The following is a 22824-nucleotide window of genomic DNA, read 5'->3' as shown; positions in this document are numbered from 1 at the left end:
GCCACAATGCCGGCACGTCGCCTCATCGTACCCAGTGAGCTGGGCGACCCGTCCGTGGCAGGCCGGGCCGGCGCGGAGGCCGGGGGGCGGACGTTCGCGCCGCGTTGGGTCTACGGTGAGGGGGTGCACGACGAGCCCATCGACCCGTTCAATGGCGACCCGGCCGATCCGACTGCGGGTCTGGATGATCCGGGCGATGACGCGACGCCGGATCCGCTGACCGACGTCGAGCGGCAGGACGTGCTGGAAGACCTCGCTGACCTGGAGATCTACCAGGCTCTGCTGGCCCCGATCGGGGTTCGCGGGCTGGTGATCGAATGCGAGGACTGTCGGGAGCCGCACTACTTCGACTGGGACCTGCTCCGCGGCAACCTGCGGCACCTGCTCAACTCGGGCCGGCCCCGGGTGCACGAACCCGCCTACGACCCGGACCCGGATCACTACGTGACCTGGGACTACGCCCGGGGGTACGCGGACGGGGTGCACGACACCCTGTCCGAGGGCACCGACGACGAGCCGGGCGCCCCGACCGCCACCAAGTAACGCCACTGGCGGCGGTGCCCCCGCTGCCGCGCGCCCCGGGCTGCCCTACTGCGGCGCGACGTGCCCTTCTGCGGCGCGACGCGCCCTACTGCCGCGCGGCGCGTAGGTCAGGCGACCAGACCGGCGCGGAAGCCCGCCGCCACCGCGTGGGCCCGGTCCCGGGCGCCAAGCTTGCGGAACAACCGACGGGCGTGCGTCTTGACGGTGTCCTCCGAGACGAACAGCTCCCGGCCGATCTCCGCGTTGCTCTTGCCCTCGGCCATGCCGAGCAGCACCTGAAGCTCACGCTCGGTGAGGCCGATCGACGCCCGACTGGGTCGGGCGTTCGGGGCGGGACGACCCGGGTCGGTCTGCGCCGGCGACTCGCCGGTCCCCGCCTCCGCCTCGTCGTCGCCCCGCTGCACCGGCACCGACGCCACCCCGGCCGGCCCGTCGGCGGCTGTGGCCGCCCAACCGGGCTCACCGGAACCGCGCGGCGACGGCCCGGAGCGGCCGGAACCAACCACCGCCGCCGCGTCGCGGGCCGGATCGGTGATCCGCTGGCGGGAGGCCCGGCCAGGCGCGGTGAGCAGCAGTAGCGCCTTCGCCACCGCGCTGGTCAGGTCATGGTCGACATTCTGGATGAGCCCCCGGGCGCCGGCGCTGATGGTGGCCGCCGCGGCCTCGGACTCCTCGGTGCCGAGCAGCAGCACCGCCGCCTGCGGCGCACGCGCCAACACCCGGCGGACGAAGCCGGCGCTGTCCGGCCGGGTGAGGGCCGTGTCGGCCAGGACCACGTCAGCCGGTCGCTCGGCCAGCCGCAGCATCACCTCGGGATCAGAGACGGCGGTACGAACGATCGCGGACAACCCCAGCCGCGCGGCAGCAGAAGTAAGGTGCTGGGCCGCGAGTGGTGTCCGAACGCACACAAGAACGGTACGCACTGTGGTCTCCTCTCCGCCAACGAGCAGACCATGACGCGGTCCGCTGGGGAGGGGGTTCCCGGCAATCCTTCGAACTTTTCCGACAGATGGGGCAAAAGCCGCAATTTGCCGGACGTTTTCGATCACAGACGTGTGAGTTGGCAACAGCCCGGGTACCGGGAGATCCAGGCCGGGAACGGTGCGCCTGCGCGGCCCGCCGCCCGGATGCCGGCCATATGGATTCTCGCGGAGCCGCGCGGGAGGAGGGGTGCTGATGTCGAACGTACGTAGACTGCCCGGACCCATCGTCGATCTCTGGGACTGGCAGCGACTCGGTGCCTGTCGAGGGCGCGACAGCGCCCAGTTCTTCCACCCCGACGGCGAGCGTGGTTCTTCCCGGCTGCGTCGCGAGTCCGCCGCCAAGTCGGTCTGCCGCGCCTGCCCGGTTCGCGCCGAGTGCGCCGCCCACGCCCTGTCGGTACGAGAGCCGTACGGCGTGTGGGGCGGCTTCAGCGAGTCGGAGCGCCTGCGACTGCTCGCCGTCGGCTGGGAGGACCTGGCAGACCGCCGGCACGCCCGGGTCGACGTCGCACGGCTGGAGGCCCGCCTGGGCCGCCCGCACAAGTCGACCGTCCCGGCCCAACGCAACGTCGCCTGACCCGACACGTCTTCTGCATCCGCGAGCCGCGCCCCCGTCCCGGGGGCGCGGCTTCATGCGGTTCACGTGTTTTGCGCCGTCACGGGTTGGCGCCGTAGCGGCTTGGCGGCTTGGCGGCTTGGCGCCGTCGCGGCTTGGCGGCTTCGCTTGGTCAGGGTGCCCTGCCGCTACCGCGGCCGAGGCCGCCGACGCCCGACGAAGGCCGCCATGATCAACACGGGTTCTTTGATGTCGGGGCATCCCGCCCATCCGGACACCGCGATTTCAATGATGCCGAGTGGATCAAGCCAGGTGGGCGGACGGAGGCGAGCAGAGAACGGGCACCCTGGAAGGTTTGACCGGTCTGGGGCATGAGGCCTGGTGCAGGCCTTAGGCTTCTGCGAGGTATGCGAATTCTGTCCCGTGACCGGGCGCACCCGTGGGCCGGAATCATGGCCAGACCGGGGTCGTTACATACCCTGACGATCGCAGCACCACCGACTGGCCGCCCGAACCCCTGGGGCAGGTCGCGCGGGTTGGAATGCCGGCCCGCGTCCGGTCGTTACGATCCCCACGGACGACCGCCAGGCACCGCCTCGATGAGGGTGCCCGGCAGGTGAGCCACCCGGGAATGACCCCGGCTCCCCGGTCGTTGCAGTCCCCACGACCGACCGCAGGCACCGCCACCAGGGTGCCCGGCAGGTGGGCCACCCCCGGAATGACCCTGGCCCGCGGGTCGTTACACAGGGACCCGGCGCCGCGAGCCCCGGCTCGCCAGGTCGCCGACCCCGACGCCCGACACGGGCGTCACCCCCCAAGACCTTTTTTCCCTTGTTTGTGCAGCGCCGGACGAGGTGCTCACACCCGTCACTGCCGTTCCCCTGATCGGTGTGTGCGGGTGTTCTACCCCCGAAGGAGCTACCCCTGATGAACACGATCTTCCGTAAGAGCATGCTGTCCGTTGCCGGTCTCGCGTTCGCCGGTGGTGTCTTCGCCGGCCCGATCGCCGCCCACGCCGCCACCCCGGCCGTGGACGCCACGCCCGTCGCCGTTGCGGTGCAGTCGGCGGCGCCGAAGCCGCAGGGCGAGCAGTCCCACATCAGCCTCAACGACGAGCAGACGGCCAACGTCAAGGCGATCATCGCCGCCACGAAGAAGGCCGGCCTGCCGGAGCGGGCCGCGGTGATCTCGATCGCGACGAGCCTGCAGGAGTCGAAGCTGGAGAACCTGGGTCACCTCGGCGACGCCAACGACCACGACTCGCTGGGCCTGTTCCAGCAGCGCCCGAGCTCGGGTTGGGGCACGCCGGAGCAGATCACCGACCCCGAATACTCCACCACCGCGTTCCTCAAGGGCCTCAAGCAGGTCGACGGGTGGCAGGACATGCCCCTGACCGAGGCGGCGCAGACCGTGCAGGTCTCGGCCTACCCGGACGCCTACGCCCAGTGGGAGCAGCAGGCCACCGACCTCGTCGCCCAGCACTGGAACAGCTGACCCACACCAGCACCACCACAGAGAACCAGCGCACGCCAAAGCACCACCGCACCTAAGCACCACCGCACGACACCGACCGCTGGCCGGCACCCCCACCCGGGGCGCCGGCCAGCGGCATTCCTGCTGCCACCGATCGCCGGCCGCCATCCGGCGGCCGCTGGCCGCCATTCGCAGCCGCAGGGCGAAGGGTGCCGAACTGGGCCCAACGGAAGCGGATGGCGACGACGACCAACCGGCGCCCGCCTACAGATCTTGGACAGTTTCCGCTAACGGAAACTGTCCAAGATCTGCATGCACGCCGGGTATCACCGGTCAGTCAGTTGGCCCCCGGCCGACCCCAACGACAGTCTTGGGAGCCGGCACGCGGCAGCGGACCCAGCCCGCCGATTCAGGCGCCCACGCAGCCCGGGCGGGCTACGTCGTGCCGTGGATCAACGGACGGTGACGGTGATCGTGTGCCAGCCGGTGGCGCCGTCCGGGACGACGTCCTGCGTACGTTCGGTTTGGGTTTCACCTGTCGCGTCGGTCGCGCGGACCTGGAGCCGGTGCTCGCCCGGTGTGGCGTCCCAGCGCCAGGACCACTGCACCCAGGTGTCCACCGACACGGTCGGAGCCAGCGCGGCTTCCTGCCACGGGCCGTCGTCGACGCGTACCTCGACTCGGCGGATGCCTCGATGCTGCGCCCAGGCCACCCCGGCGACGGTCACCGGGCCGGCGGTCAGCCGGTTACGCCCCCGGGGCGTGTCGATCCGGGACTGGGTCTTGATCGGCCCCTGGGCGGACCAGCCGCGCGGCACCCAGTACGCGTCGAAGTCGGCGAACCGGGTCAGCTCCAGTTCGGTCACCCATTTGCACGCCGACACGTAGCCGTAGAGGCCCGGCACCACCACTCGGACCGGGAAGCCGTGCTCGACCGGCAGCGGCTCGCCGTTCATCCCGACGGCCAGCAGCGCGTCCCGTCCGTCGCGCAGCGCGGCGGTCGGGGTGCCGCAGGTCCAGCCGTCGACCGACCGGCCGACGACCTGGTCGGCGTCGTCGTCCGGCTCGACCTCGTCCAGCAGTTCCCGCAGGGGTACGCCGAGCCATAGGGCATTGCCGATCAGGTCCCCGCCCACCTCGTTGGAGACGCAGGCCAGCGTGACGTACCGCTCGACCAGCGGGCGGGCCAGCAGATCCGCGTAGCTGTAGGTGCGCTCCCTGCCGACCCGTCCGTGGATCCGCAGCCGCCAGGTATCCGGGTCGACCTGGGGCACCACCAGCGCGGTGTCGATCCGGTAGAACCCGAAGTTCGGGGTGACGTACGGCGCGAGCTGCGTCAGTGAGAGGTCCGCGCCCGCCGGTACGGCCGGTGCGGGGGCGACCGGCGCGGGCAGGCGGATCGCGTCGCGGGCTGCGGACACGCCGCGCCGCCCCGCCAGCCACCGCCCGCCGAGACCGGCCACCACAGCCGTGCCGAGCAGCACCCCGCTGCCGGTGAGGAACCGCCGCCGCGACTCCGGGTCCACTTCGGCAGGCCCGACCGGTTCGGCCCCCGTCGTCGGCCCGGCGGGAGTCACCGGCACCGACTCGCCCGGTGGCACCGGACCAGCCGGTAAGGCCGGACCAGCTGACGACACCGGGCCAGCCTGCGACACCGGACCAGCGGACGACACCGGGCCAGCAGGCGGCGTGGGTGGTGACCAGGACCAGGGGTCCAGCTCGAACGGTCCGCCGATGAACAGCCAGAGCACCAGGGCGCCGAGACCGGCGCCGACCAGGGACGGCAGCGCGTCGGCGAGGTCAGCTCCGGGGCGGGTCAATGCGGCGGCCACGCCGATGGCGCCGAACGCGGCAATGCCGGCCAGGCCGAGTGCCAACCGGCGGACCGCCAGTACGCCGAAGAGCGCGGCGAAGCCTCCCAGCAACACGGCCGTGCCGACCAGCAGCGCGATCTTGTCGGCGGTGCCGAAGAGGTCGATGGCGAGTTGCTTCAGCGACTCGGGGACGGCGTCGACGATGACCCCGCCGACCGCGACCAGGGGCGCCGACCGGGGACCGGTCAACACCGCTACCGGTTCGGCGATCCCGATCGCGACGGCGGCGGCGGTGATTCCGGCCAACGCGGCGTACCGCCGTGACGTGGTGCTCATCGGCCCAGTGTGCGCGATCATCTCGGCCGGTCGCCAACAACGTCAGCGTTCGGTAATGACCTGGCAGCCCGCAGGAACGAGCCGGGGCGCACCGCCTTACGGCGGTGCGCCCCGGAACGGGTGTCGCTACCGGATCAGAAGCCCGGGCCGTGCTGGTGGCCGTGACCGTGGCCGTGCCCGCCGGCGGCGGCCGGCTCGGCCTGCTCCGGCTTCTCCACCACGAGGCTCTCCGTGGTGAGCAGCAGCCCGGCGATCGATGCGGCGTTGGTGACCGCGTTGCGGGTCACCTTCACCGGGTCGATGATGCCGGCCTTGACCAGGTCGACGTACTCGCCCTTGGCGGCGTCGAGGCCGTTGCCCCACTCGAGGTCGGCGACCTTCTGGGTCACGACGTAGCCGTCGTGACCGGCGTTCTGGGCGATCCAGCGCAGCGGCTCGACGAGCGCCTTGCGCACGACCGAGACGCCGACCTTCTCGTCACCGGTGAAGCCCAGGTCGTCGTCGAGCACCGAGAGGATCTGCACCAGGGCGGCGCCGCCGCCGGGCACGGTGCCCTCCTCGACCGCAGCCTTGGTCGCCGCGATGGCGTCCTCGATGCGGTGCTTGCGCTCCTTCATCTCGACCTCGGTCGCCGCGCCGGCCTTGATGACGGCGATGCCACCGGAGAGCTTTGCCAGCCGCTCGGCCAGCTTCTCCCGGTCCCAGTCGGAGTCGGAGGCCTCGATCTCCTTGCGGATCTGGGACACCCGGTCGGCGACGTCGGCCTTCTGGCCACCGCCGTCGACGATCGTGGTGTTCTCCTTGTCGACCACGACGCGCCGGGCGGTGCCGAGCACCTCCAGGCCGACCTGGTCGAGCTTGTAGCCCAGCTCCGGGGCGACCAGCTCGGCGCCCGTGGAGATCGCGATGTCCTGGAGCATTGCCTTGCGCCGGTCACCGAAGCCCGGGGCCTTGACCGCGCAGACCTTGAGGGTCTTGCGCAGCGAGTTGACCACCAGGGTGGAGAGCGCCTGGCCGTCCACGTCCTCAGCGATGATCAGCAGGGGCTTGCTGTTCTGCAGGACCTTCTCCAGCAGCGGCAGCAGCTCCTCGATCGCCGAGATCTTCTGGGTGGTGACCAGGATGTACGCGTCCTCAAGGACGGACTCCTGACCCTCCAGGTCGGTGACGAAGTTCGGCGAGATGAAGCCCTTGTCGAACTGGAGACCCTCGGTCACGTCCAGTTCGGTGGTGAGCATCGAGCCTTCCTCGACGGTGATGACACCGTCGCGGCCGACGCGTTCCATCGCCTCGGCGATCAGATCGCCGATCGTGGAGTCCTGCGCGGAGATCGTCGCCACGTTCGCGATCGACTCCTTGCTGGTGACCTCGGCGGCACGGCCGAGCAGCGCCTCGGAGACCTTCATGGCCGCCGCGTCGATGCCCCGCTTGAGGCCGGCCGGGTTGGTCCCGGCGGTCACGTTGCGCAGACCCTCGCGGACCATCGCCTGGGCCAGCACGGTCGCGGTGGTGGTCCCGTCGCCGGCAACGTCGTTGGTCTTGGTCGCCACCTCCTTGACCAGCTGCGCGCCAAGGTTCTCGTACGGGTTGGTGAGCTCGATCTCCTTGGCGATGGTCACACCATCGTTGGTGATCGTCGGCGCACCGAATTTCTTGTCCAGGACGACGTTGCGCCCGCGCGGGCCGAGGGTGACCTTGACCGCGTCCGCGAGGGCGTTGACACCGTGCTCCAGCAGGTGCCGGGCGTCGTCCGAGAAGCTCAGGATCTTCGCCATAAATGTCCCTTCGAAGCGCCATTGCCCCGGCCCGGCGAGCCGGACCGGGGCAATGGCACTGATCGGTTGCTTACTTCTCGATGACCGCGAGGACGTCGCGGGCGGAGAGCACCAGGTACTCCTCGCCGGCGTACTTGACCTCGGTGCCGCCGTACTTCGAGTAGAGGACGGTGTCGCCGACCTGAACGTCAACCGGAACCCGGTTGCCGTTGTCGTCGACGCGCCCCGGGCCCACAGCGAGGACGGTGCCCTCCTGCGGCTTCTCCTTGGCGGTGTCGGGGATCACGATGCCCGACGCAGTGGTGGTCTCAGCCTCGTTCGCCTGGACCACGATGCGGTCCTCGAGCGGCTTGATCGCAACCTTGGTCGCGGTAGTCACGGGCATACCCTCCTGGGGTACTACTGGTTTCGTTGCTGGTCGGCGGGGCCTACCAGCGTCAATCTGCCTCATGCCACCGGGCGGGACCGTCGTCGCGGGTGCCGGTCCGCCTGGCGTGCGCACCCGGGTCGCGAGACCCGGAAGCTGGCACCCTCAGGGTGAGAGTGCTAATCGCAGGTTATTCCGTGGCTAGCACTCCGTCAAGGAGAGTGCCAGCGCGTCGCGCCCCGAAAGCCAGGATTTCCTGGTCGACCGGGACAATGGCCGGGTGGATCTCGATCAGCTGGCGGCGCTGCGTACCCCTGAGGGGTCGGCCGCGCTCACGACGGCGGCCGGGCTGGCCGGCGGTGATCCACTGGCCGCGGCGTCGGCGCTGCGGGCGGCCGGGGTGCCGCCGACGTTGGCCGCGGCGGCGCTCACCCAGGCCGAGCTGCGCCGCCGGGCGGTGGGCAAGTTCGGCTCGGCCGCCGCTGGGATGTTCCTCACCCGCCCCGGCCTGGAGCAGGCCACCCGGCGGGTGGTCGCCGACCGTCGGGCCGCCCGGTTGTACGCGGCCGGCGTGCGCACCCTGGCCGATCTCGGCTGCGGGCTCGGGGCCGATGCGCTGGCCGCCGCCCGTGCCGGCATCCGGGTGTACGGGGTGGAGGCCGACCCGGTGACTGCCGCGATGGCCGCCGCCAACGCCGAGGCGGCCGGGCTGGCCGAGCTGTTCACTGTCGAGTGCGGCGACGCGACCGGGTTCGACGTGTCAGGGGTTGACGGGGTCTTCTGCGATCCGGCCCGCCGCACCACCGGCACCGGGCGGCGGATCTTCGACCCGCGCGCCTACTCGCCACCGTGGGATTTCGTGACCGGGCTGGCCGAGCGGGTGCCGCGCACCGTGGTGAAGGTGGCGCCGGGCCTGGACCATGCGCTCATCCCGGCCGGGGCGGAGGCCGAGTGGGTCGGCGTGGACGGCGACCTGGTCGAGGCGGCGCTCTGGTGCGGCGAACTGGCTGAGGTGCCCCGTCGTGCCAGCCTCTACCGACAGCGGGGCGCGGAGGCGCACCACCACCAGCTCACCGGCTCGGGTGCCACCGAGGCGCCGGTCGGGCCGGTGCGCCGCTACCTGTACGACCCGGACCCGGCCGTGGTCCGCGCGCACCTCGTCGCCGAACTGGCCACCGAACTGGACGCCACCCTGGCGGATCCGAGCATCGCCTACCTCTACGCCGACCAGCCGATCCGCACCCCGTACGCGCGCTGGCTGGAGATCACCGACGTGCTGCCGTTCTCGCTCAAGCGCCTGCGGGCGCTGCTGCGCGACCGCCGGGTGGGCCGGGTGGAGATCCTCAAGCGGGGTTCGGCCCTCACCCCGGAGCAGCTCCGGCGGGACCTGCGGCTGGCCGGGGACGCGGCGGCGAGTCTGGTGCTCACCCGGGTCGACGGCGCACCGACGGTGCTGATCGGCCGGCCGATCGACTAGCGGCGTCTCGACTAGCCTCGTCGCTGTGGCGGGACAGGGCACGCCGGCAACGGCACTGTTGGTCAAGCGCGGCATCGCGCATCGCACCCATCCGTACCGGGTGGCGCCGGACGCCCCGAACTACGGCGCGTTGGTGGCGGTGGCGCTCGGCGTGGCACCGGAACGCGTGTTCAAGTCGCTGGTGACCGCTGTCGACGGCGCCCTCACCGTGGCGGTCGTTCCGGTCACCGGTGAGCTGGATCTCAAGGCGCTCGCGGCGGCGGTCGGCGGCAAGCGGGCGGTGTTGGCCGACCGGGCGGTCGCCGAGCGGGCCACCGGTTACGTGCGCGGTGGGATCAGCCCGCTCGGGCAGCGTCGACGGTTGCCCACCGTGCTGGACGAATCCGCGCTGGATCTCCCGACGATCTACGTCTCGGCTGGTCGACGCGGTCTGCAACTCGAACTGGCCGCGGCGGATCTGGTGGCGTTGACCGACGCCCGCACCGCGCCGTTGCAGACCCACTGACGGCCTTCGTTACGTCGACTCCCCCGTGGGATACCCGGGGAGTAACAGTCGCGTTGCTGAATTGTTATCGCTCCCAACAAACTATGCACCTGCGCGGTCTTGTGGAGCCGGTGTGACGCGAAATACGTTGCCGGACACAACAAAACAACACCTCCCCCACCTCCGAAAGGACCCTGCACATGCGTAAGGGGATCCTCACCATCGCCGCCGTGGGCCTGCTCACGACCGGCGGCTTGACCGCTTGCAGCGACGACTCCGGTGCCGGCTCGACCGACTCCGCCAAGACTCCCAAGATCGGCGTGATCCTCCCGGACAGCAAGTCCTCGGCCCGCTGGGAAACGGCGGACCGCCGGTTCCTGGAGGAGGCGTTCAAGGCCGCCGGCGTCCAGTACGACATCCAGAACGCTCAGAACGACAAGACCGCCTTCCAGACCATCGCCGACCAGATGATCACCGGCGGCGTGACCGCCCTGATGATCGTCAACCTGGACTCCGGCACCGGCAAGGCCGTGCTCGACAAGGCCAAGTCGCAGGGCGTGGCCACCATCGACTACGACCGGCTCACCCTCGGCGGCTCCGCCCAGTACTACGTCAGCTTCGACAACGAGACCGTCGGCAAGCTCCAGGGCGAGGGTCTGTCGAAGTGCCTGACCGAGAAGGGCGCCAAGAACCCCGTCGTGGCGTACCTGAACGGCTCCCCCACCGACAACAACGCCACCCTCTTCAAGGCCGGCTACGACTCGGTGCTCAAGCCGAAGTTCGACTCCAAGGAATACGTCAAGGGCCCTGAGGACGCGGTGCCGGCGTGGGACAACGCGCAGGCCGCGACGATCTTCGAGCAGCAGCTCACCAAGGCCAACGGCAAGATCGACGGCGTGCTGGCCGCGAACGACGGTCTCGGCAACGCCGCCATCTCGATCCTGAAGAAGAACAAGCTCAACGGCAAGGTGCCGGTGACCGGGCAGGACGCCAGCACCGAGGGCCTGCAGAACATCCTCGCCGGTGACCAGTGCATGACCGTCTACAAGGCGGTCCGGGAAGAGGCCAAGGCCGCCTCCGACCTGGCCATCGCCCTCGCCAAGGGCGAGAAGAAGGACACCGGCCAGACGGTCAAGGACGGTGACCGGGACGTCCCCTCGGTGCTGCTCACCCCGAAGGCCATCTACAAGGAGAGCGTCAAGGACGTCATCGCCGACGGCTACGTGACCAAGGAAGAGGTCTGCACCGCGGCGTACACCAAGTTCTGCGCCGAAGCCGGCATCAGCTGACCGACGCCGCAGTACCCGCCGGAACGACCATCGCCGCCCGGCACGGGAGAACCCTCCCGTGCCGGGCGGCGCCCGCCGGACGGGCCCCGACCCTCCCTTAAGAAGGAGACCCCGTGTCCGCGACCCCCCTGCTGGAACTCCGCGGGATCGACAAGAGCTTCGGTCCCGTCCAGGTGCTCCGCGACGTCGCCCTGACCGTCCACCCGGGCGAAGTGACCGCACTGGTCGGCGACAACGGCGCTGGCAAGTCGACCCTGGTGAAGTGCATCAGCGGCATCCACCCCACCGACGCCGGAGAGTTCCTGTTCAACGGTGAACCGGTGCACATCGGCAGCCCCCGCGAGGCCGCCACGCTCGGCATCGAGGTCGTCTACCAGGACCTCGCGCTCTGCGACAACCTGGACATCGTGCAGAACATGTTCCTCGGCCGGGAGAAGCGCAGCGGCATCGTCCTCGACGAGCCGACAATGGAACAGCTCGCCGCCGAAACCCTGGCGGGGCTCTCCATCCGCACCGTCACCTCGCTCCGCCAGCACGTGTCCAGCCTCTCCGGCGGTCAACGCCAGACCGTGGCCATCGCCAAGGCGGTGCTGTGGAACAGCAAGCTCGTCATCCTGGACGAGCCGACCGCGGCGCTCGGCGTGGCACAGACCGCCCAGGTGCTCGAACTGGTCCGCCGCCTCGCCGACAACGGCCTGGCCGTGGTGCTCATCTCGCACAACATGAACGACGTCTTCGCCGTCTCCGACCGGATCGCCGCGCTGTACCTCGGCCAGATGGTCGCCCAGGTGAAGACCACCGACATCACCCACGCCCAGGTGGTCGAGCTGATCACCGCCGGGCGCTCGGGCGGGCTCGGCCTCGCCACCGACCCGGGCAGCAACGGCGACGGCCCGCAGGCGGCCGATTCGATCTCAGGAGGCGTCCGATGACCACCACCGCCGTGCGGAAGGACGGCCCCGCGGCCGTCACACCCCCGCCGACCGTCGGAGGCCACGTCCGCAACTACCTGAGTCGCGTACGCGGTGGCGACGTCGGCGCGCTGCCAGCCGTGCTCGGCCTGATCGTGCTCTGCACCGTCTTCGGGATCATGCGGCCGTCGTCGTTCCTGTCGGCCGGCAACTTCGCCAACCTCTTCACCCAGGGCGCGGCGGTCACGCTGATCGCGATGGGCCTGGTCTTCGTGCTGCTGCTCGGCGAGATCGACCTCTCCGCCGGCTTCGCCAGCGGCGTCTGCGCGGCGGTGCTGGCCAATGTGGTCACAGTGCTCGGCTACCCCTGGTGGGTCGCCGTGCTCGCCGCGGTCGCCACCGGTGTGGTCATCGGCACCACGCTCGGCATGCTCGTCGCGAAGATCGGCATTCCGTCCTTCGTGGTCACCCTCGCCGGCTTCCTCGCCTTCCAGGGCGTCGTTCTGCTGCTGGTCAAGGAGGGCACCAACATCTCCGTGCGCGACGACGTGCTGGTCGCCATCGCCAACCGCAACCTCGCCCCCACGCTGGGCTGGGCGCTGACCGCCCTCGCGGTCGTCGGCTACGGGGCGGTGCAACTGCTGCGCCACCGCACCCGGGTGGCCCGCGGTCTGATCACCGACCCGATCGCGGTGGTGGCACTGCGGATCGGCGGGCTCGCCGTCATCCTCGGCACCGCGGTGTACGTGCTCAACCTGGAGCGCAGCCGCAACGTCCTGATCAGCTCACTCAAGGGTGTGCCGATCGTGGTGCCGATCATCGCGGTGCTGCTGATCATCTGGACCTTCGTCCTCCAACGCACCAGCTACGGCCGGCACATCTACGCCGTGGGCGGTAACCGGGAAGCCGCCCGCCGGGCCGGCATCGGCGTCGACCGGATCCGGATCTCGGTCTTCGTGATCTGCTCGTCCATGGCCGCCATCGGTGGCATCGTGGCGGCCAGCCGGGCCAACTCGGTCGACCCGAACACCGGGGGCAGTAACGTACTGCTCTACGCGGTCGGTGCCGCGGTGATTGGCGGCACCAGCCTCTTCGGTGGCAAGGGCCGCGTCCTCGACGCCGTACTCGGCGGCGCGGTGGTCGCTGTCATCGAAAACGGAATGGGCCTGATGGGGTACGACGCGGGAGTCAAGTACGTGGTCACCGGCGTCGTGCTGCTACTCGCCGCCAGCGTCGACGCGCTCTCCCGCCGCCGCGCGGCAGCCACCGGCACCCGCTGACCGCGCGGGAGGTAGCACCAGCATGCGCCCAGGACCGAGCCAGGATGACGTCCGACGGCAGAACCTCGGGGCCCTGCTGCGGCACGTGCACGTCCACGGGGCGACCACGCGGGCCGAGCTGACCACCACGCTGGGCCTCAACCGCAGCACCATCGGCGCACTCACCGCCGACCTGTCCGCGGTGGGGCTGGTCAGCGAAGGTGCACCGAAGGAGACCGGCCGAGCCGGACGACCGTCACTGGTCGTCCGGCCCGAGTCGGCCCGGGTCTACGCGTACGCGTACTCAGTGGAGGTGGACCGGCTGCGCGCCGCCCGGATCGGGCTGGGTGGCGCGGTCCTGGACCGCCGGGATCTGGACCGGCCACGCGGGCTGCTGGCCGCGGAGGCCGCACCGCTGCTGGCCGGCGCGGTCAAGGAGATGCAGCAACTGGTGCCGGCGGACGCGATCTGCGTCGGTGCCGGCGTCGCGGTCTGCGGGATGGTCCGCCGGGACGACGGCCTGGTGCGGCTCGGCCCCACCACCGGTTGGGTGGACGAGCCGATCGGCGCGGCCCTCGCCGACGAGTTGGGCATCGACGTACCGATCACCGTGGGCAACGTGGCCGACGTCGCCGCGTTCGCCGAGCACGCACGAGGTGTGGCGGCAGGCTGCGACAACGTCCTCTACCTCTACGGCGACGTCGGCGTGGGTGCCGGCATCATCGCCGGTGGGCGCCGACTGACCGGGCACGGTGGCTACGGCGGCGAGGTCGGCCACATGAAGGTGGTCCGCGACGGCAAGCCCTGTGAGTGCGGCTCCCGGGGCTGTTGGGAGACCGAGATCGGCGAGCACGGCCTCCTGCGCGCCGCCGGACGCTCCGACGCCCGGGGCCGCGACGCCCTGCTGGAGGTCTTCGACGCGGCCGACCGCGGGGACGCCCGGGCCCAGACGGCGGTCCGCCAGGCCGGCGACTGGCTCGGCTTCGGGGTGGCCAACCTGGTGAACGTCTTCAACCCCGAGATGGTCATCTTCGGCGGGACCATGCGTGACCTCTACCTCGCGGCGGCGGCCCAGATCCGCAGCCGACTCAACTCCAACGCGCTCGGCGCCTGCCTGGAGCACGTCCGGCTGCGCACGCCGAAGCTGGGTACGGACGCGCCCCTGATCGGTGCCGCCGAGCTGGCCTTCGAACGGCTCCTCGCCGACCCCCTCGACGTGGGCTGATCCGCGTACGCTGTCCGGCGTGGATGTCGAGCTGCGCGCCTCCGACGACGACCGCCACCGGGTGGTCGCCGCGCTGCACCAGCACACCGCGGCGGGCCGGCTGACGCTTGACGAGTTCTCCGATCGGGCCGGTGCGGTGTGGACGGCGCGCACCCTCGGTGACCTGGCCGCGCTGACCCGCGATCTACCGGCCCTGCCCAACCCGGTCGTCGACGCCGGCCCGGTCGGGCGCGGGCGTCAGGAGTTGCTGATGGTCTTCGCCGCCGCGGCGCTCACCCTGCTGCTGCTCGGAGGCCTGCTCGCCGTCACCCGCTGACCCGGGTCGCTCCGCGATGAACTGATCGCGCGATCAGTCCGTACCAGTGGGCGGACGGGCAACCGGCAGGGTACGGCTGCCCGGTCCAGACGCGTTCCGGTCCGGACCGAGGAGGCACCACAGACATGGCACCGCTCAGATCCGCCCATCGCCGACTGGGCACCCGGACCCACCGAGCGGCGATGCTGCTCATCGCGATCATCGCGGGGGTCGGTGTCCTGCCCGGCGTGGCCGTCGCCGCGCCCGCCGGCGGCCAGCAGCTCAACGCCGCCGACATGACACTGCTCAACGGGGTGCGGCTGGCCGGGCTGTGGGAGATGCCAGCCGGCCAGATGGCCGCCGAGAAGGGACAGTCGGCGAAGGTCCGGGAGATCGGCGCCGGCATCGCCAGCGAGCACCAGAGGCTCGACCAGCTCGTGGTCGACGCGGCCAACAAGTTGGGCGCGACGATCCCCAGCGAGCCGACCGCCGAGCAGAAGGGCTGGCTGGCCGAGATGCAGAAGGCGTCCGGCGCTCGGTTCGACCAGATCTTCGTCACCCGGCTCCGGGTCGCCCACGGCAAGATCTTCCCGGTGATCGGCGCGGTCCGCGCCAGCACCCGGGACGCCACCGTCCGCAAGCTCTGCGAGGACGCCAACGGATTCGTCCAGCACCACATGCAGATGCTGGAGAGCACCGGCCTGGTCCGCTGGCCGGAGCTGCCGCCGGCAGCGCTGCCCGCCCCGGGTGAGGACGGGCTCCTGGCCGCCGCCTCCGCCAACTCCGGCCCTCAGGTCGGAGTCAGCAGCACCGTCGTCTGGCTGGTCTTCCTCGCCGCGCTGGGCACGGGCGGAATCGCCACCTACCGGATGTTGCGCCGCAGCTGACCCGTCAGGCAGCGGCCTGGATGGTGGCTCGCGTTACCGGTCTACCTGGGTGAAGTCCCAGGAGTGCGGGGCGCGAGCCACCAGCAGGGCTGGCGGGTCCGGCAGCGGGCGGGGACTGCTCCGCCACTTGGAGATCACCACCACGCGGTGGTCGGTGGAGGAGAAGACCTCGCTGGAGACGTGGAGCGGGTCGTGCTCCAACTCGGGCAGTGCGGTGTCGCACACCCAGGTGATCAGGTCGGCGACTCCGTACGCCTCGGCGCGCGCCTCCCACATCCGCACGATCATGTCCGCCACTCCCGTCACACGCTGACCGTGGTCAAGGGCAGTGCCGAATCGGCTGGCAGGTCCAGTCGGCTCGGAGCGACCCCGGCGGCGACCAGGTGCGAACCGAGCGCGGCCACCATCGCGCCGTTGTCGGTGCACAGCTTCGGCCGGGGTACCCGGACCCGGATGCCGTACTTCTCGGCTCGCTGCTCGGCCATCGACCGCAGCCGCGAGTTCGCCGCCACTCCCCCGCCGATAACCAGGGTCTCGATGCCCTGCGCCCGGCAGGCGGCGAGCGCCTTGCTGGTCAGGACGTCACAGACCGCCTCCTGGAAGGACGCGGCCACGTCGGCTACCGGAACCGGCTCACCGGCACGCTGACGGGCCTCGACCCACCGGGCCACCGCCGTCTTCAGGCCCGAGAACGAGAAGTCGTACCGGTGGGCGGCGAGATCCTTCGCGGCGGTCAGACCGCGGGGGAAGGCGATCGAGGCGGCATCGCCGGCCCGGGCCTCCCGGTCGATGGGCGGACCGCCCGGGAACGGCAACCCGAGCAGCCGGGCGACCTTGTCGAACGCTTCCCCGGCCGCGTCGTCGATGGTGGCGCCCAGCGGGGTGACACCCCGGGCCAGGTCGTCCACGAGCAGGAGGGACGAGTGGCCGCCGGACACCAGGAGCGCGATGGCGGGTTCGGGCAGTGGGCCGTGCTCAAGGGTGTCCACAGCGACGTGGGCGGCGAGATGGTTGACGCCGTAGATGGGTTTCTCGGCGGCGACCGCGTACCCCTTGGCGGCAGCGACGCCGACCAGCAACGCACCGGCCAGCCCCGGCCCGGAGGTGACCGCGATCGCGTCGATGTCGGCCAGCGTGACGCCGGCCTCGGTCAGTGCCCGGTCCATGGTCGGCACGATGGCCTCCAGGTGTGCCCGGCTGGCCACCTCCGGCACCACACCCCCGAACCGGGCGTGTTCCTCGACGCTGGAGGCGAGCGCGTCGGCCAGCAGGGTGTGCCCCCGCACGATGCCGACACCGGTCTCGTCGCAGGATGTCTCGATACCCAGGATCAGTGGTTCGTCAGCCATGGTCGTGTGGTCCGTCCCCGGTCGGCTCGGCGTCGCGCCGCATGACCAGCGCGTCGGTGTTGCTCGGTTGGTAGTAGCCGCGCCGCACCCCGATCGGCTCGAAACCGTACGTCGCGTAGAGCCGCTGAGCTGCGGCGTTGTCCACGGCGACCTCCAGCAGGGTGGTGCGGGCGTCGCGCCGGACCGCCTCGGCGAGCAACTCCTCCAGCAGGGCACGGCCTACGCCGCGCCGCTGGGCGTCCCGGCGGACGGCGATGTTCTGTACCCACACCTCGTCCGGCGGAGCGCCGGCGAGCCCGGCGTAGCCGAGCACCGACCCGTCCGCGTCGACGGCGACCCGGTAGTGGTGCCCGTTGGCGAGCTCGCTCCAGAACATGGCGGGCGACCACTTCTCAGCGCCGAAGAGGTCCGCCTCGATCGGCAGCACGTCGTCGATGTGCCACCAGCGGAACGGTGCGAGCCGTACCGTCATGGCAGGACCGGTTTGCGGCCGGTCGCCGCCACCGCGTCGGGGCGGCGCAGGTAGAGCGGAGTGAGCCGCTCACTGGACGCCCCCGCCCGGATCCGCTCGGCGGCGAGCAACGCCAGTACTGTCGCGTCCGGGTAGCGCGGCTCGACCCGAACGGGCAGGTCCAGGACCTCGGCGTACCGGTGCGCGCCGTCACCGACCGCGATCGTCGCACCCAGTTCGCGGGCGCGGGCGGCGGCGACCGCCGGCGCGGACACCTCGGGCCCGACGATCCGCTGGCCGGCACCGTCGTAGACGGCCCAGTAGAGCTCCTTGCGCCGGGCGTCGCTGGCGGCCAGGACCGGCGTGCCGGACGCCGCCGGGTAACCGATGGCGTCCAGCGAACAGACGCCGTACGTGGGAATGCCGAGCACCTGACCCATCGTCGCGGCGGTGACCAGGCCGACCCGTAGCCCGGTGAACGGACCCGGGCCGAGACCGGCGACGATGGCGCCCAGGTCACGCGGGCGCGCGTCAGCGTCGGCGAGGACCGCATCCACCTGGGGCGCGAGCAGCTCACCGTGCGCGCGGGCGTCGACCGTGCACCGGTGCGCCCGCGACGCCACGCCGGCTGCCGAGACCTCCACCAGCGCCGCGGTGACCGCGGGGGTCGAGCTGTCCACCACGAGTACGAGCACGGTAAGCCAGCCTAGCCGCCCCATCCTCGCGGCCCCGTCACGCCCCGCCCTGCCCCGCCCCGTCACGCCCTGCCCCGCCTCGCCCCGCCTCGCCTCGCGCCGCCTCGTCCCGGCCTTGCCCCACCCGCCCCGCCGCAGGCTGCCCTGCCGCCGTAGCCCTCCGGGCGGCCGGGCCGACCGCCTAGCCTCGGACGAACGCTGGAGCCACATCCGCTGATGAGCGTGATGTCCTGGAGTCATCGTGATGACTCACAGACATCACGCTCATGGGGGTAAGCCCCGCCAGGCCATGCGCTCGGCGATTTCTCGGATGCGGATCGCGCCGCGAGCCGCCGACCTGCCGCAGCGGGATCGCGGGAATCTCGCCCGTGGCCCACCATGCCGGGGTGTCATCGACTCGCCTCGTCACCCTGCTCGGCACTGCCGTGCGACATCAACGACATCTGCGCGACCTGAGCCAGCGTCAGTTGGCCGCCCTGGCCGAGGTCGACCAGGCCGTTGTGGCCCGGTGCGAACGTGGTGAGCGAGCGCCCACAATCCCGGTGCTGGAGCGACTGTTTGCCGCGATGGACGTGCAGCTGGTCATCGGGGTCGAGCCGTTGGACGCGCACCTCGACGCCCGGATCGACGGCTTGGCCGCCCGGCCGATCGCCGAGCGGATCGACGGGCTGGGGCTGGATCGACTGCTGGATCGACTGACGGACTTCCCGCAGGTGATCACCGGTTGCAGCGCAGCGTTGCTACAGGGCGCGCCGGTGCCGGTCGACGCGCTGGAGATCGCCCTGCGCTGGCAGGACTCCAAGCCGTTCACCCGCTGGCTGGAGACGAACTACGGGCAGCGGTGGAACGCCCGTTGGGGTGAGTTCGGCGGGGTGTGGTTGGAGCCCGAGGAGCCGGGCGAACACCTGTGGTCGACCCGGTACGGGGAGATCAGGGCCACCATGTGCGACGAGCTGCCCGAGACGATCGAGGTGTGCCACGGTGGGCGGAGTTACCAGGTGGTGCCGCTCATCGAGCTGGAGCTGAGCGAGCCACGCGCCGCGCAGCTGTTGCGCCGCTACCGGGACCGACAGTTGACCAGCGACAGCTGAGCCAACTGCCGGCCGAACCGAAGGTAGGACGTCGACGAGCGGCTCAGCCGGCGGTGCGCTCCCAATCGATGGTGGGCAGGCCGGCGTCGGCTAGTGCCTTGTTGGCGGCGCTGAACGGGCGGCTACCGAGGAAGCCGCGCGGGTTCATCGGGCTGGGGTGGCCGGCCTCCAGCACCACATGCTGCGGATTGGTGACCAGCGCGGCCTTCTTGCGGGCGTAGCCACCCCAGAGCAGGAAGACCACCCGGTCCGGTGCCGCGTCCAGTGCCCGGATGGTCGCGTCGGTGAACTCTTCCCAGCCGGCGTTGGCGTGCGAGCCCGGGGTGGCCTGCCGGACGGTCAACACCGCGTTGAGCAGCAGCACCCCCTGGGCGGCCCACCCGTCGAGGTTGCCGCTGCGCGGCTTGGGGACGCCCACGTCCTCGCCCAGCTCCTTGAAGACATTCCGCAACGACGGCGGCACCGTCACACCGTCGCGGACGCTGAAGCTCAACCCGTGTGCCTGCCCGGCCCGGTGGTAGGGATCCTGCCCGAGGATGAGCACCCGGGTGCCCTGCGGCGGGCAGAGCCGGTATGCCGAGAACAGATCCTCCAGCGGCGGGAAGACCGTCTGCGTCGCGTATTCCCGGGCGACGAACTCGCCCAGCGCGGCCGTGCGTGCCGGGTCGAGGTGCGTGGTGAGCACGGTGCGCCACTGCTCGGGCAGCAGAGCCAGCAGATCCAGGGCGGGAGCGTCGTCGGGCATGGGGAACCTCTCACAGCGCGGGTCGGTCCCCCGCACTCTAGGCATCGGGTACGACAGCCACCGACCTAGCCCAGGTGGGCGAGCCGCCGGGCCCAGTCGCCGCCGATCGGGTCCAGCTCGACGATGCGGGTGTCGTCGTCGCGGCGGTCGATGCGAACCCGCAGGTGCGCGTCCACCAACTGCTCCACCAGGCCCTCGCCCCACTCCACCACTGTCACCGAGTCGTCCACCGACGCGTCGAGGTCCAGGTCGTCGATCTCGGCGCGCGGGTCGGTGGCGTCACCCAACCGGTACGCGTCGGCGTGCACCAGCGCCACCCGACCGCCCCGGCCCGGATCGGGGCGGTGCACCCGGGCGATCACGAAGGTCGGCGAGGTGATGTCCCCGAGGACACCGAGCCCGGCGCCGATGCCCTGGGTGAGTGCGGTCTTGCCGGCGCCCAACGGGCCGGTCAACAGCACCAGGTCGCCGGCGCGCAGCAGCTCGGCCAGCCGCCGGCCGAAGTCCCGAGTGTCCTCGACGGTCGGCAGCTTGACGACGTGACTCACCGTTCCTCCACGCTCTGCAATGACTCCAGGAACCGCGCCAGGGCGGCGTTGACCTCGTCCGCGTGCTCCAACATCACCACGTGACCGCTGTCCTTGATCTTCACGAACTCGGCGTGCGGCAACCGGCGGACGATCTCCTCGGAGTGGGTCACCGGGGTGATCATGTCCTTGTCGCCGACCACCACCAGCACCGGAGTCGCCGCCAGCGCCGCCAGCGCCGGGAAGCGCGAGTGGGTGGCCAGGGTCCGCAGGTAGCGGGTCACCGTGTCGGCCGACGTCCGGGAGTTCATCGTCTCCACGTAGGACACCAGCGACGGGCTGGGCTTGCGGGTGCCGAAACCGTACTTGCGGGTCAGTAACCAGGCCACGTTCGACGTCGACTTGCGGGCCTTGTCGATCACCGGCCCGCCGTACCGGGTGGCGTTGCTGACCATGTAGAGCACCGGGCCACCGACCCGGCCGAGCAACGCGGGCGCGACCAGCTTGGTCTCCGCGACGAGCCCGCCCGACGTGGCCATCAGAACGGTGCCCACCACCCGGTCACCGAACAGCTCTCCGAACAGCTCGGCGAACGCCATGATCGTCATGCCGCCCATCGAGTGGCCGACCAGCACCAGCGGCCCGTCCGGGGCGGTTCGGTCGATCACCTGGCGCAGCGTCCGGCCGAGCACGGCGAGGTCGTACTCGCCGGTCTCCAGCCGGCCGGACCGGCCGTGACCGGGCTGGTCGTACGCCACGATCCGGTAGTCACCGCGGGCGGCGAGCATCTGGCGCTGGAAGTGGAACGTCCCCATGTCCAGGCAGAAGCCGTGCACCAGCACCACGGTCGGTCGCCCCGGCACCGGCCGGGTCGGCTCGACCACCTCGACGTGGATGTCGGTGCCGTCCGGCAACTCCAGGCGGAACGCCTCGTCGTACCGCTGCTGGTCGAACGTCTCGTGCGCGTAGCGGTCGGCCGGGTCGGCCTTGAGCCGGCGGACCAGGGTCCGCTCGGTCGCAACGCCGGCCGCCAGACCCGCCGCGGCCACCCCCACCGCCGCGCCGACGATCCCCGCGACCCGGCCCGCGGCCGTCCGTGGACGTGGAATGCGGTAACTCATGGTTTCTCGCCGTCGTAGACCCGGGGCACCCGCGTGCCGCCGAACCGGGTGACGATCTCGTAGTTGATAGTGCCGACCGCCTCGGCCCAGTCGTCCGCTGTCGGTTCGCCGTCGGCACCGCTGCCGAAGAGCGTCGCCACGTCGCCGTCGGCCACCGGGTCGTCGCCGCAGTCGAGCACGAACTGGTCCATGCAGACCCGCCCCGAGATGGTCCGGCGTACGCCGCCGAGCTGCACCGGGCCAGTGTTGGACGCGTGCCGGGGAACCCCGTCGGCATACCCGAGCGGCACCACGGCCAGGTTCGCGTCGGCTTCCGTGGTGTAGGCGTGCCCGTAGGAGATACCGGTGCCGGCGGGCACCCGCTTGGTGAGCATCACCCGGGCGCGGGCGGTCATCGCCGGCCGCAACCCGTACGTCTCGCCGGCCACCGGGGACAGCCCGTAGATGGCCAGGCCGGGGCGGACCAGGTCGAAGTGGGTGTCCGGGCGGGTGAGGGTGGCGGCCGAGTTGGCGAGGTGCCGCCAGCGCGGTCGCAGCCCGGCCCGCTCGACCATGGCCAGCCCTTCGTGGAAGACGGCCAGTTGGCGGTCGGTGGTGGGGTGGCCGGGCGAGTCCGCGTACACGAAGTGGCTCCACACGCCGACCACCTCGACCAGGCCATCGGCCTGGGCCTTCGCGGCGGCGTCCAGCAGCGCGGGCCAGTCGGCGACTGTCGCACCGCCCCGGGACAGCCCCGTATCGATCTTGAGGTGCAGGCGGGCGGGACGCCCGGCGAGGCGACTCGCCTCGATCATCTCGTCCAGTTGCGCCAGGCTGGCCGCGCCCAGGTCCACCCCGGCGGTGACCCCCTCGTGCAGCGGCAACCCGGGGGCGAGCAGCCAGGCCAGCACCGGCACTGACACCCCGGCCCGGCGCAGGGTGAGCGCCTCGTCGAGGGTGCAGACACCGAGCCAGTCAGCGCCGGCGTCGAGCGCCGCGCGGGCGGCCGGAAGCATGCCGTGGCCGTACCCGTCGGCCTTCACCACTGCCATCAACTCGGCGGTGGTGCCGGAGCGGAGCCTGCTCACGTTCTCGCGGATGGCGTCAAGATCGACGCGTACCTCGGCCTGCCACATGTACCCAGCCTACTTTCCGCCGTGATCACCGCGGGCGGCGACGCACGCCCCGACGC

24 protein-coding genes are annotated in these 22824 nt (G+C 71.3%); 12 read left to right on the top strand and 12 right to left on the bottom strand.

Going from position 1 to position 22824, the window contains the following annotated elements; genetic code table 11:
* Positions 1-123 precede the first annotated feature (123 nt).
* The gene (locus tag ACIA47_RS14415; protein WP_203126192.1) at positions 124-543 is read left to right on the top strand and encodes a DUF5319 domain-containing protein; all 420 of its coding nucleotides are present in this window, start codon (positions 124-126) and stop codon (positions 541-543) included.
* 107 nt (positions 544-650) lie between these two features.
* Here the strand turns inward: ACIA47_RS14415 and ACIA47_RS14410 are convergent, their stop codons facing one another.
* The gene (locus ACIA47_RS14410; RefSeq protein WP_203126177.1) at positions 651-1466 is read right to left on the bottom strand and encodes a response regulator transcription factor; all 816 of its coding nucleotides are present in this window, start codon (positions 1464-1466) and stop codon (positions 651-653) included.
* 253 nt (positions 1467-1719) lie between these two features.
* Here ACIA47_RS14410 and ACIA47_RS14405 point away from each other — a divergent pair, with 253 nt between their 5' ends.
* The gene (locus ACIA47_RS14405) at positions 1720-2103 is read left to right on the top strand and encodes a WhiB family transcriptional regulator (RefSeq protein WP_091406539.1); all 384 of its coding nucleotides are present in this window, start codon (positions 1720-1722) and stop codon (positions 2101-2103) included.
* Between the two features lie 906 nt (positions 2104-3009).
* Positions 3010-3576 carry a hypothetical protein gene (locus ACIA47_RS14400; RefSeq protein WP_396708061.1) on the top strand — a complete coding sequence of 189 codons (567 nt, stop codon included), beginning with the start codon at positions 3010-3012 and terminating at the stop codon, positions 3574-3576.
* A 431-nt stretch (positions 3577-4007) separates the two neighbouring features.
* Here ACIA47_RS14400 and ACIA47_RS14395 read toward each other — a convergent pair whose 3' ends face one another.
* From ACIA47_RS14395 to groES, 3 genes are all read right to left on the bottom strand, one after another.
* Positions 4008-5705, bottom strand: coding sequence for a molybdopterin-dependent oxidoreductase (locus ACIA47_RS14395; protein ID WP_396708059.1), 1698 nt, complete (start codon positions 5703-5705; stop codon positions 4008-4010).
* Between the two features lie 134 nt (positions 5706-5839).
* Positions 5840-7480, bottom strand: coding sequence for a chaperonin GroEL (gene groL, locus ACIA47_RS14390; protein ID WP_396708057.1), 1641 nt, complete (start codon positions 7478-7480; stop codon positions 5840-5842).
* A gap of 70 nt (positions 7481-7550) precedes the next feature.
* Positions 7551-7865, bottom strand: a complete 315-nt coding sequence (gene groES / locus ACIA47_RS14385; RefSeq protein WP_030330046.1) for a co-chaperone GroES — start codon at positions 7863-7865, stop codon at positions 7551-7553.
* Between the two features lie 262 nt (positions 7866-8127).
* Between groES and ACIA47_RS14380 the strand changes: the two genes are divergently transcribed.
* The 8 genes from ACIA47_RS14380 (at position 8128) to ACIA47_RS14345 (ending at position 15674) form a co-directional block, all read left to right on the top strand.
* Entirely contained in the window at positions 8128-9324 is a 1197-nt protein-coding gene (locus ACIA47_RS14380; RefSeq protein ID WP_396708055.1) for a methyltransferase domain-containing protein, read from the top strand.
* Between the two features lie 25 nt (positions 9325-9349).
* The gene (gene ybaK / locus ACIA47_RS14375) at positions 9350-9829 is read left to right on the top strand and encodes a Cys-tRNA(Pro) deacylase (RefSeq protein ID WP_396708053.1); all 480 of its coding nucleotides are present in this window, start codon (positions 9350-9352) and stop codon (positions 9827-9829) included.
* A gap of 179 nt (positions 9830-10008) precedes the next feature.
* The gene (locus ACIA47_RS14370; protein WP_203125684.1) at positions 10009-11097 is read left to right on the top strand and encodes a substrate-binding domain-containing protein; all 1089 of its coding nucleotides are present in this window, start codon (positions 10009-10011) and stop codon (positions 11095-11097) included.
* A 113-nt stretch (positions 11098-11210) separates the two neighbouring features.
* The gene (locus ACIA47_RS14365; RefSeq protein ID WP_203125686.1) at positions 11211-12029 is read left to right on the top strand and encodes an ATP-binding cassette domain-containing protein; all 819 of its coding nucleotides are present in this window, start codon (positions 11211-11213) and stop codon (positions 12027-12029) included.
* Positions 12026-13288 carry an ABC transporter permease gene (locus ACIA47_RS14360; RefSeq protein WP_203125688.1) on the top strand — a complete coding sequence of 421 codons (1263 nt, stop codon included), beginning with the start codon at positions 12026-12028 and terminating at the stop codon, positions 13286-13288. Before ACIA47_RS14365 ends, ACIA47_RS14360 begins: the two co-directional genes overlap by 4 nt.
* 22 nt (positions 13289-13310) lie before the next feature.
* Positions 13311-14492: an ROK family protein gene (locus ACIA47_RS14355; protein ID WP_112676899.1), complete on the top strand. Its 1182-nt coding sequence runs from the start codon at positions 13311-13313 to the stop codon at positions 14490-14492.
* 19 nt (positions 14493-14511) lie between these two features.
* Positions 14512-14808 (top strand): DUF1707 domain-containing protein, encoded by a 297-nt coding sequence (locus ACIA47_RS14350; protein WP_203125692.1) that lies wholly within the window; start codon positions 14512-14514, stop codon positions 14806-14808.
* Between the two features lie 125 nt (positions 14809-14933).
* Positions 14934-15674 carry a DUF4142 domain-containing protein gene (locus ACIA47_RS14345; RefSeq protein WP_203125694.1) on the top strand — a complete coding sequence of 247 codons (741 nt, stop codon included), beginning with the start codon at positions 14934-14936 and terminating at the stop codon, positions 15672-15674.
* Between the two features lie 33 nt (positions 15675-15707).
* Here ACIA47_RS14345 and ACIA47_RS14340 read toward each other — a convergent pair whose 3' ends face one another.
* From ACIA47_RS14340 to tsaB, 4 genes are read right to left on the bottom strand one after another with little or no spacing between them, the layout of a single operon-like run.
* A complete protein-coding gene (locus tag ACIA47_RS14340; protein WP_039906914.1) occupies positions 15708-15962 on the bottom strand; it encodes a hypothetical protein in 255 nt (84 codons plus the stop codon).
* Positions 15963-15976: 14 nt separating this feature from the next.
* Entirely contained in the window at positions 15977-17023 is a 1047-nt protein-coding gene (gene tsaD / locus ACIA47_RS14335) for a tRNA (adenosine(37)-N6)-threonylcarbamoyltransferase complex transferase subunit TsaD (protein WP_203125706.1), read from the bottom strand.
* Positions 17016-17495, bottom strand: a complete 480-nt coding sequence (gene rimI / locus ACIA47_RS14330) for a ribosomal protein S18-alanine N-acetyltransferase (RefSeq protein WP_203125707.1) — start codon at positions 17493-17495, stop codon at positions 17016-17018. Before rimI ends, tsaD begins: the two co-directional genes overlap by 8 nt.
* The gene (tsaB, locus tag ACIA47_RS14325) at positions 17492-18169 is read right to left on the bottom strand and encodes a tRNA (adenosine(37)-N6)-threonylcarbamoyltransferase complex dimerization subunit type 1 TsaB (RefSeq protein WP_396708048.1); all 678 of its coding nucleotides are present in this window, start codon (positions 18167-18169) and stop codon (positions 17492-17494) included. The genes rimI and tsaB overlap by 4 nt, the downstream gene beginning before the upstream one ends.
* Positions 18170-18555: 386 nt before the next feature.
* Here tsaB and ACIA47_RS14320 point away from each other — a divergent pair, with 386 nt between their 5' ends.
* Complete coding sequence (locus tag ACIA47_RS14320; protein WP_396708046.1) at positions 18556-19260, top strand: helix-turn-helix domain-containing protein; 705 nt, start codon at positions 18556-18558, stop codon at positions 19258-19260.
* 43 nt (positions 19261-19303) lie between these two features.
* Here the strand turns inward: ACIA47_RS14320 and ung are convergent, their stop codons facing one another.
* The 4 genes from ung to alr all read right to left on the bottom strand — a co-directional run bounded on the left by ung (position 19304) and on the right by alr (position 22768).
* The gene (gene ung / locus ACIA47_RS14315) at positions 19304-20005 is read right to left on the bottom strand and encodes a uracil-DNA glycosylase (protein ID WP_396708044.1); all 702 of its coding nucleotides are present in this window, start codon (positions 20003-20005) and stop codon (positions 19304-19306) included.
* Positions 20006-20070: 65 nt separating this feature from the next.
* Positions 20071-20553: a tRNA (adenosine(37)-N6)-threonylcarbamoyltransferase complex ATPase subunit type 1 TsaE gene (tsaE, locus tag ACIA47_RS14310; protein WP_396708042.1), complete on the bottom strand. Its 483-nt coding sequence runs from the start codon at positions 20551-20553 to the stop codon at positions 20071-20073.
* On the bottom strand, positions 20550-21653 hold the full coding sequence (locus ACIA47_RS14305; protein WP_396708040.1) for an alpha/beta fold hydrolase: 1104 nt from the start codon (positions 21651-21653) through the stop codon (positions 20550-20552). Before ACIA47_RS14305 ends, tsaE begins: the two co-directional genes overlap by 4 nt.
* On the bottom strand, positions 21650-22768 hold the full coding sequence (gene alr / locus ACIA47_RS14300; RefSeq protein WP_396708038.1) for an alanine racemase: 1119 nt from the start codon (positions 22766-22768) through the stop codon (positions 21650-21652). The genes ACIA47_RS14305 and alr overlap by 4 nt, the downstream gene beginning before the upstream one ends.
* Positions 22769-22824: the final 56 nt, after the last annotated feature.

Source organism: Micromonospora sp. NPDC051227, from assembly GCF_044455385.1.
In the GTDB taxonomy this organism is placed as follows: Bacteria; Actinomycetota; Actinomycetes; order Mycobacteriales; family Micromonosporaceae; genus Micromonospora.
The sequence above is the reverse complement of the archived record's forward strand: the minus strand, read 5'-3'. Positions and strand labels throughout refer to the sequence as shown.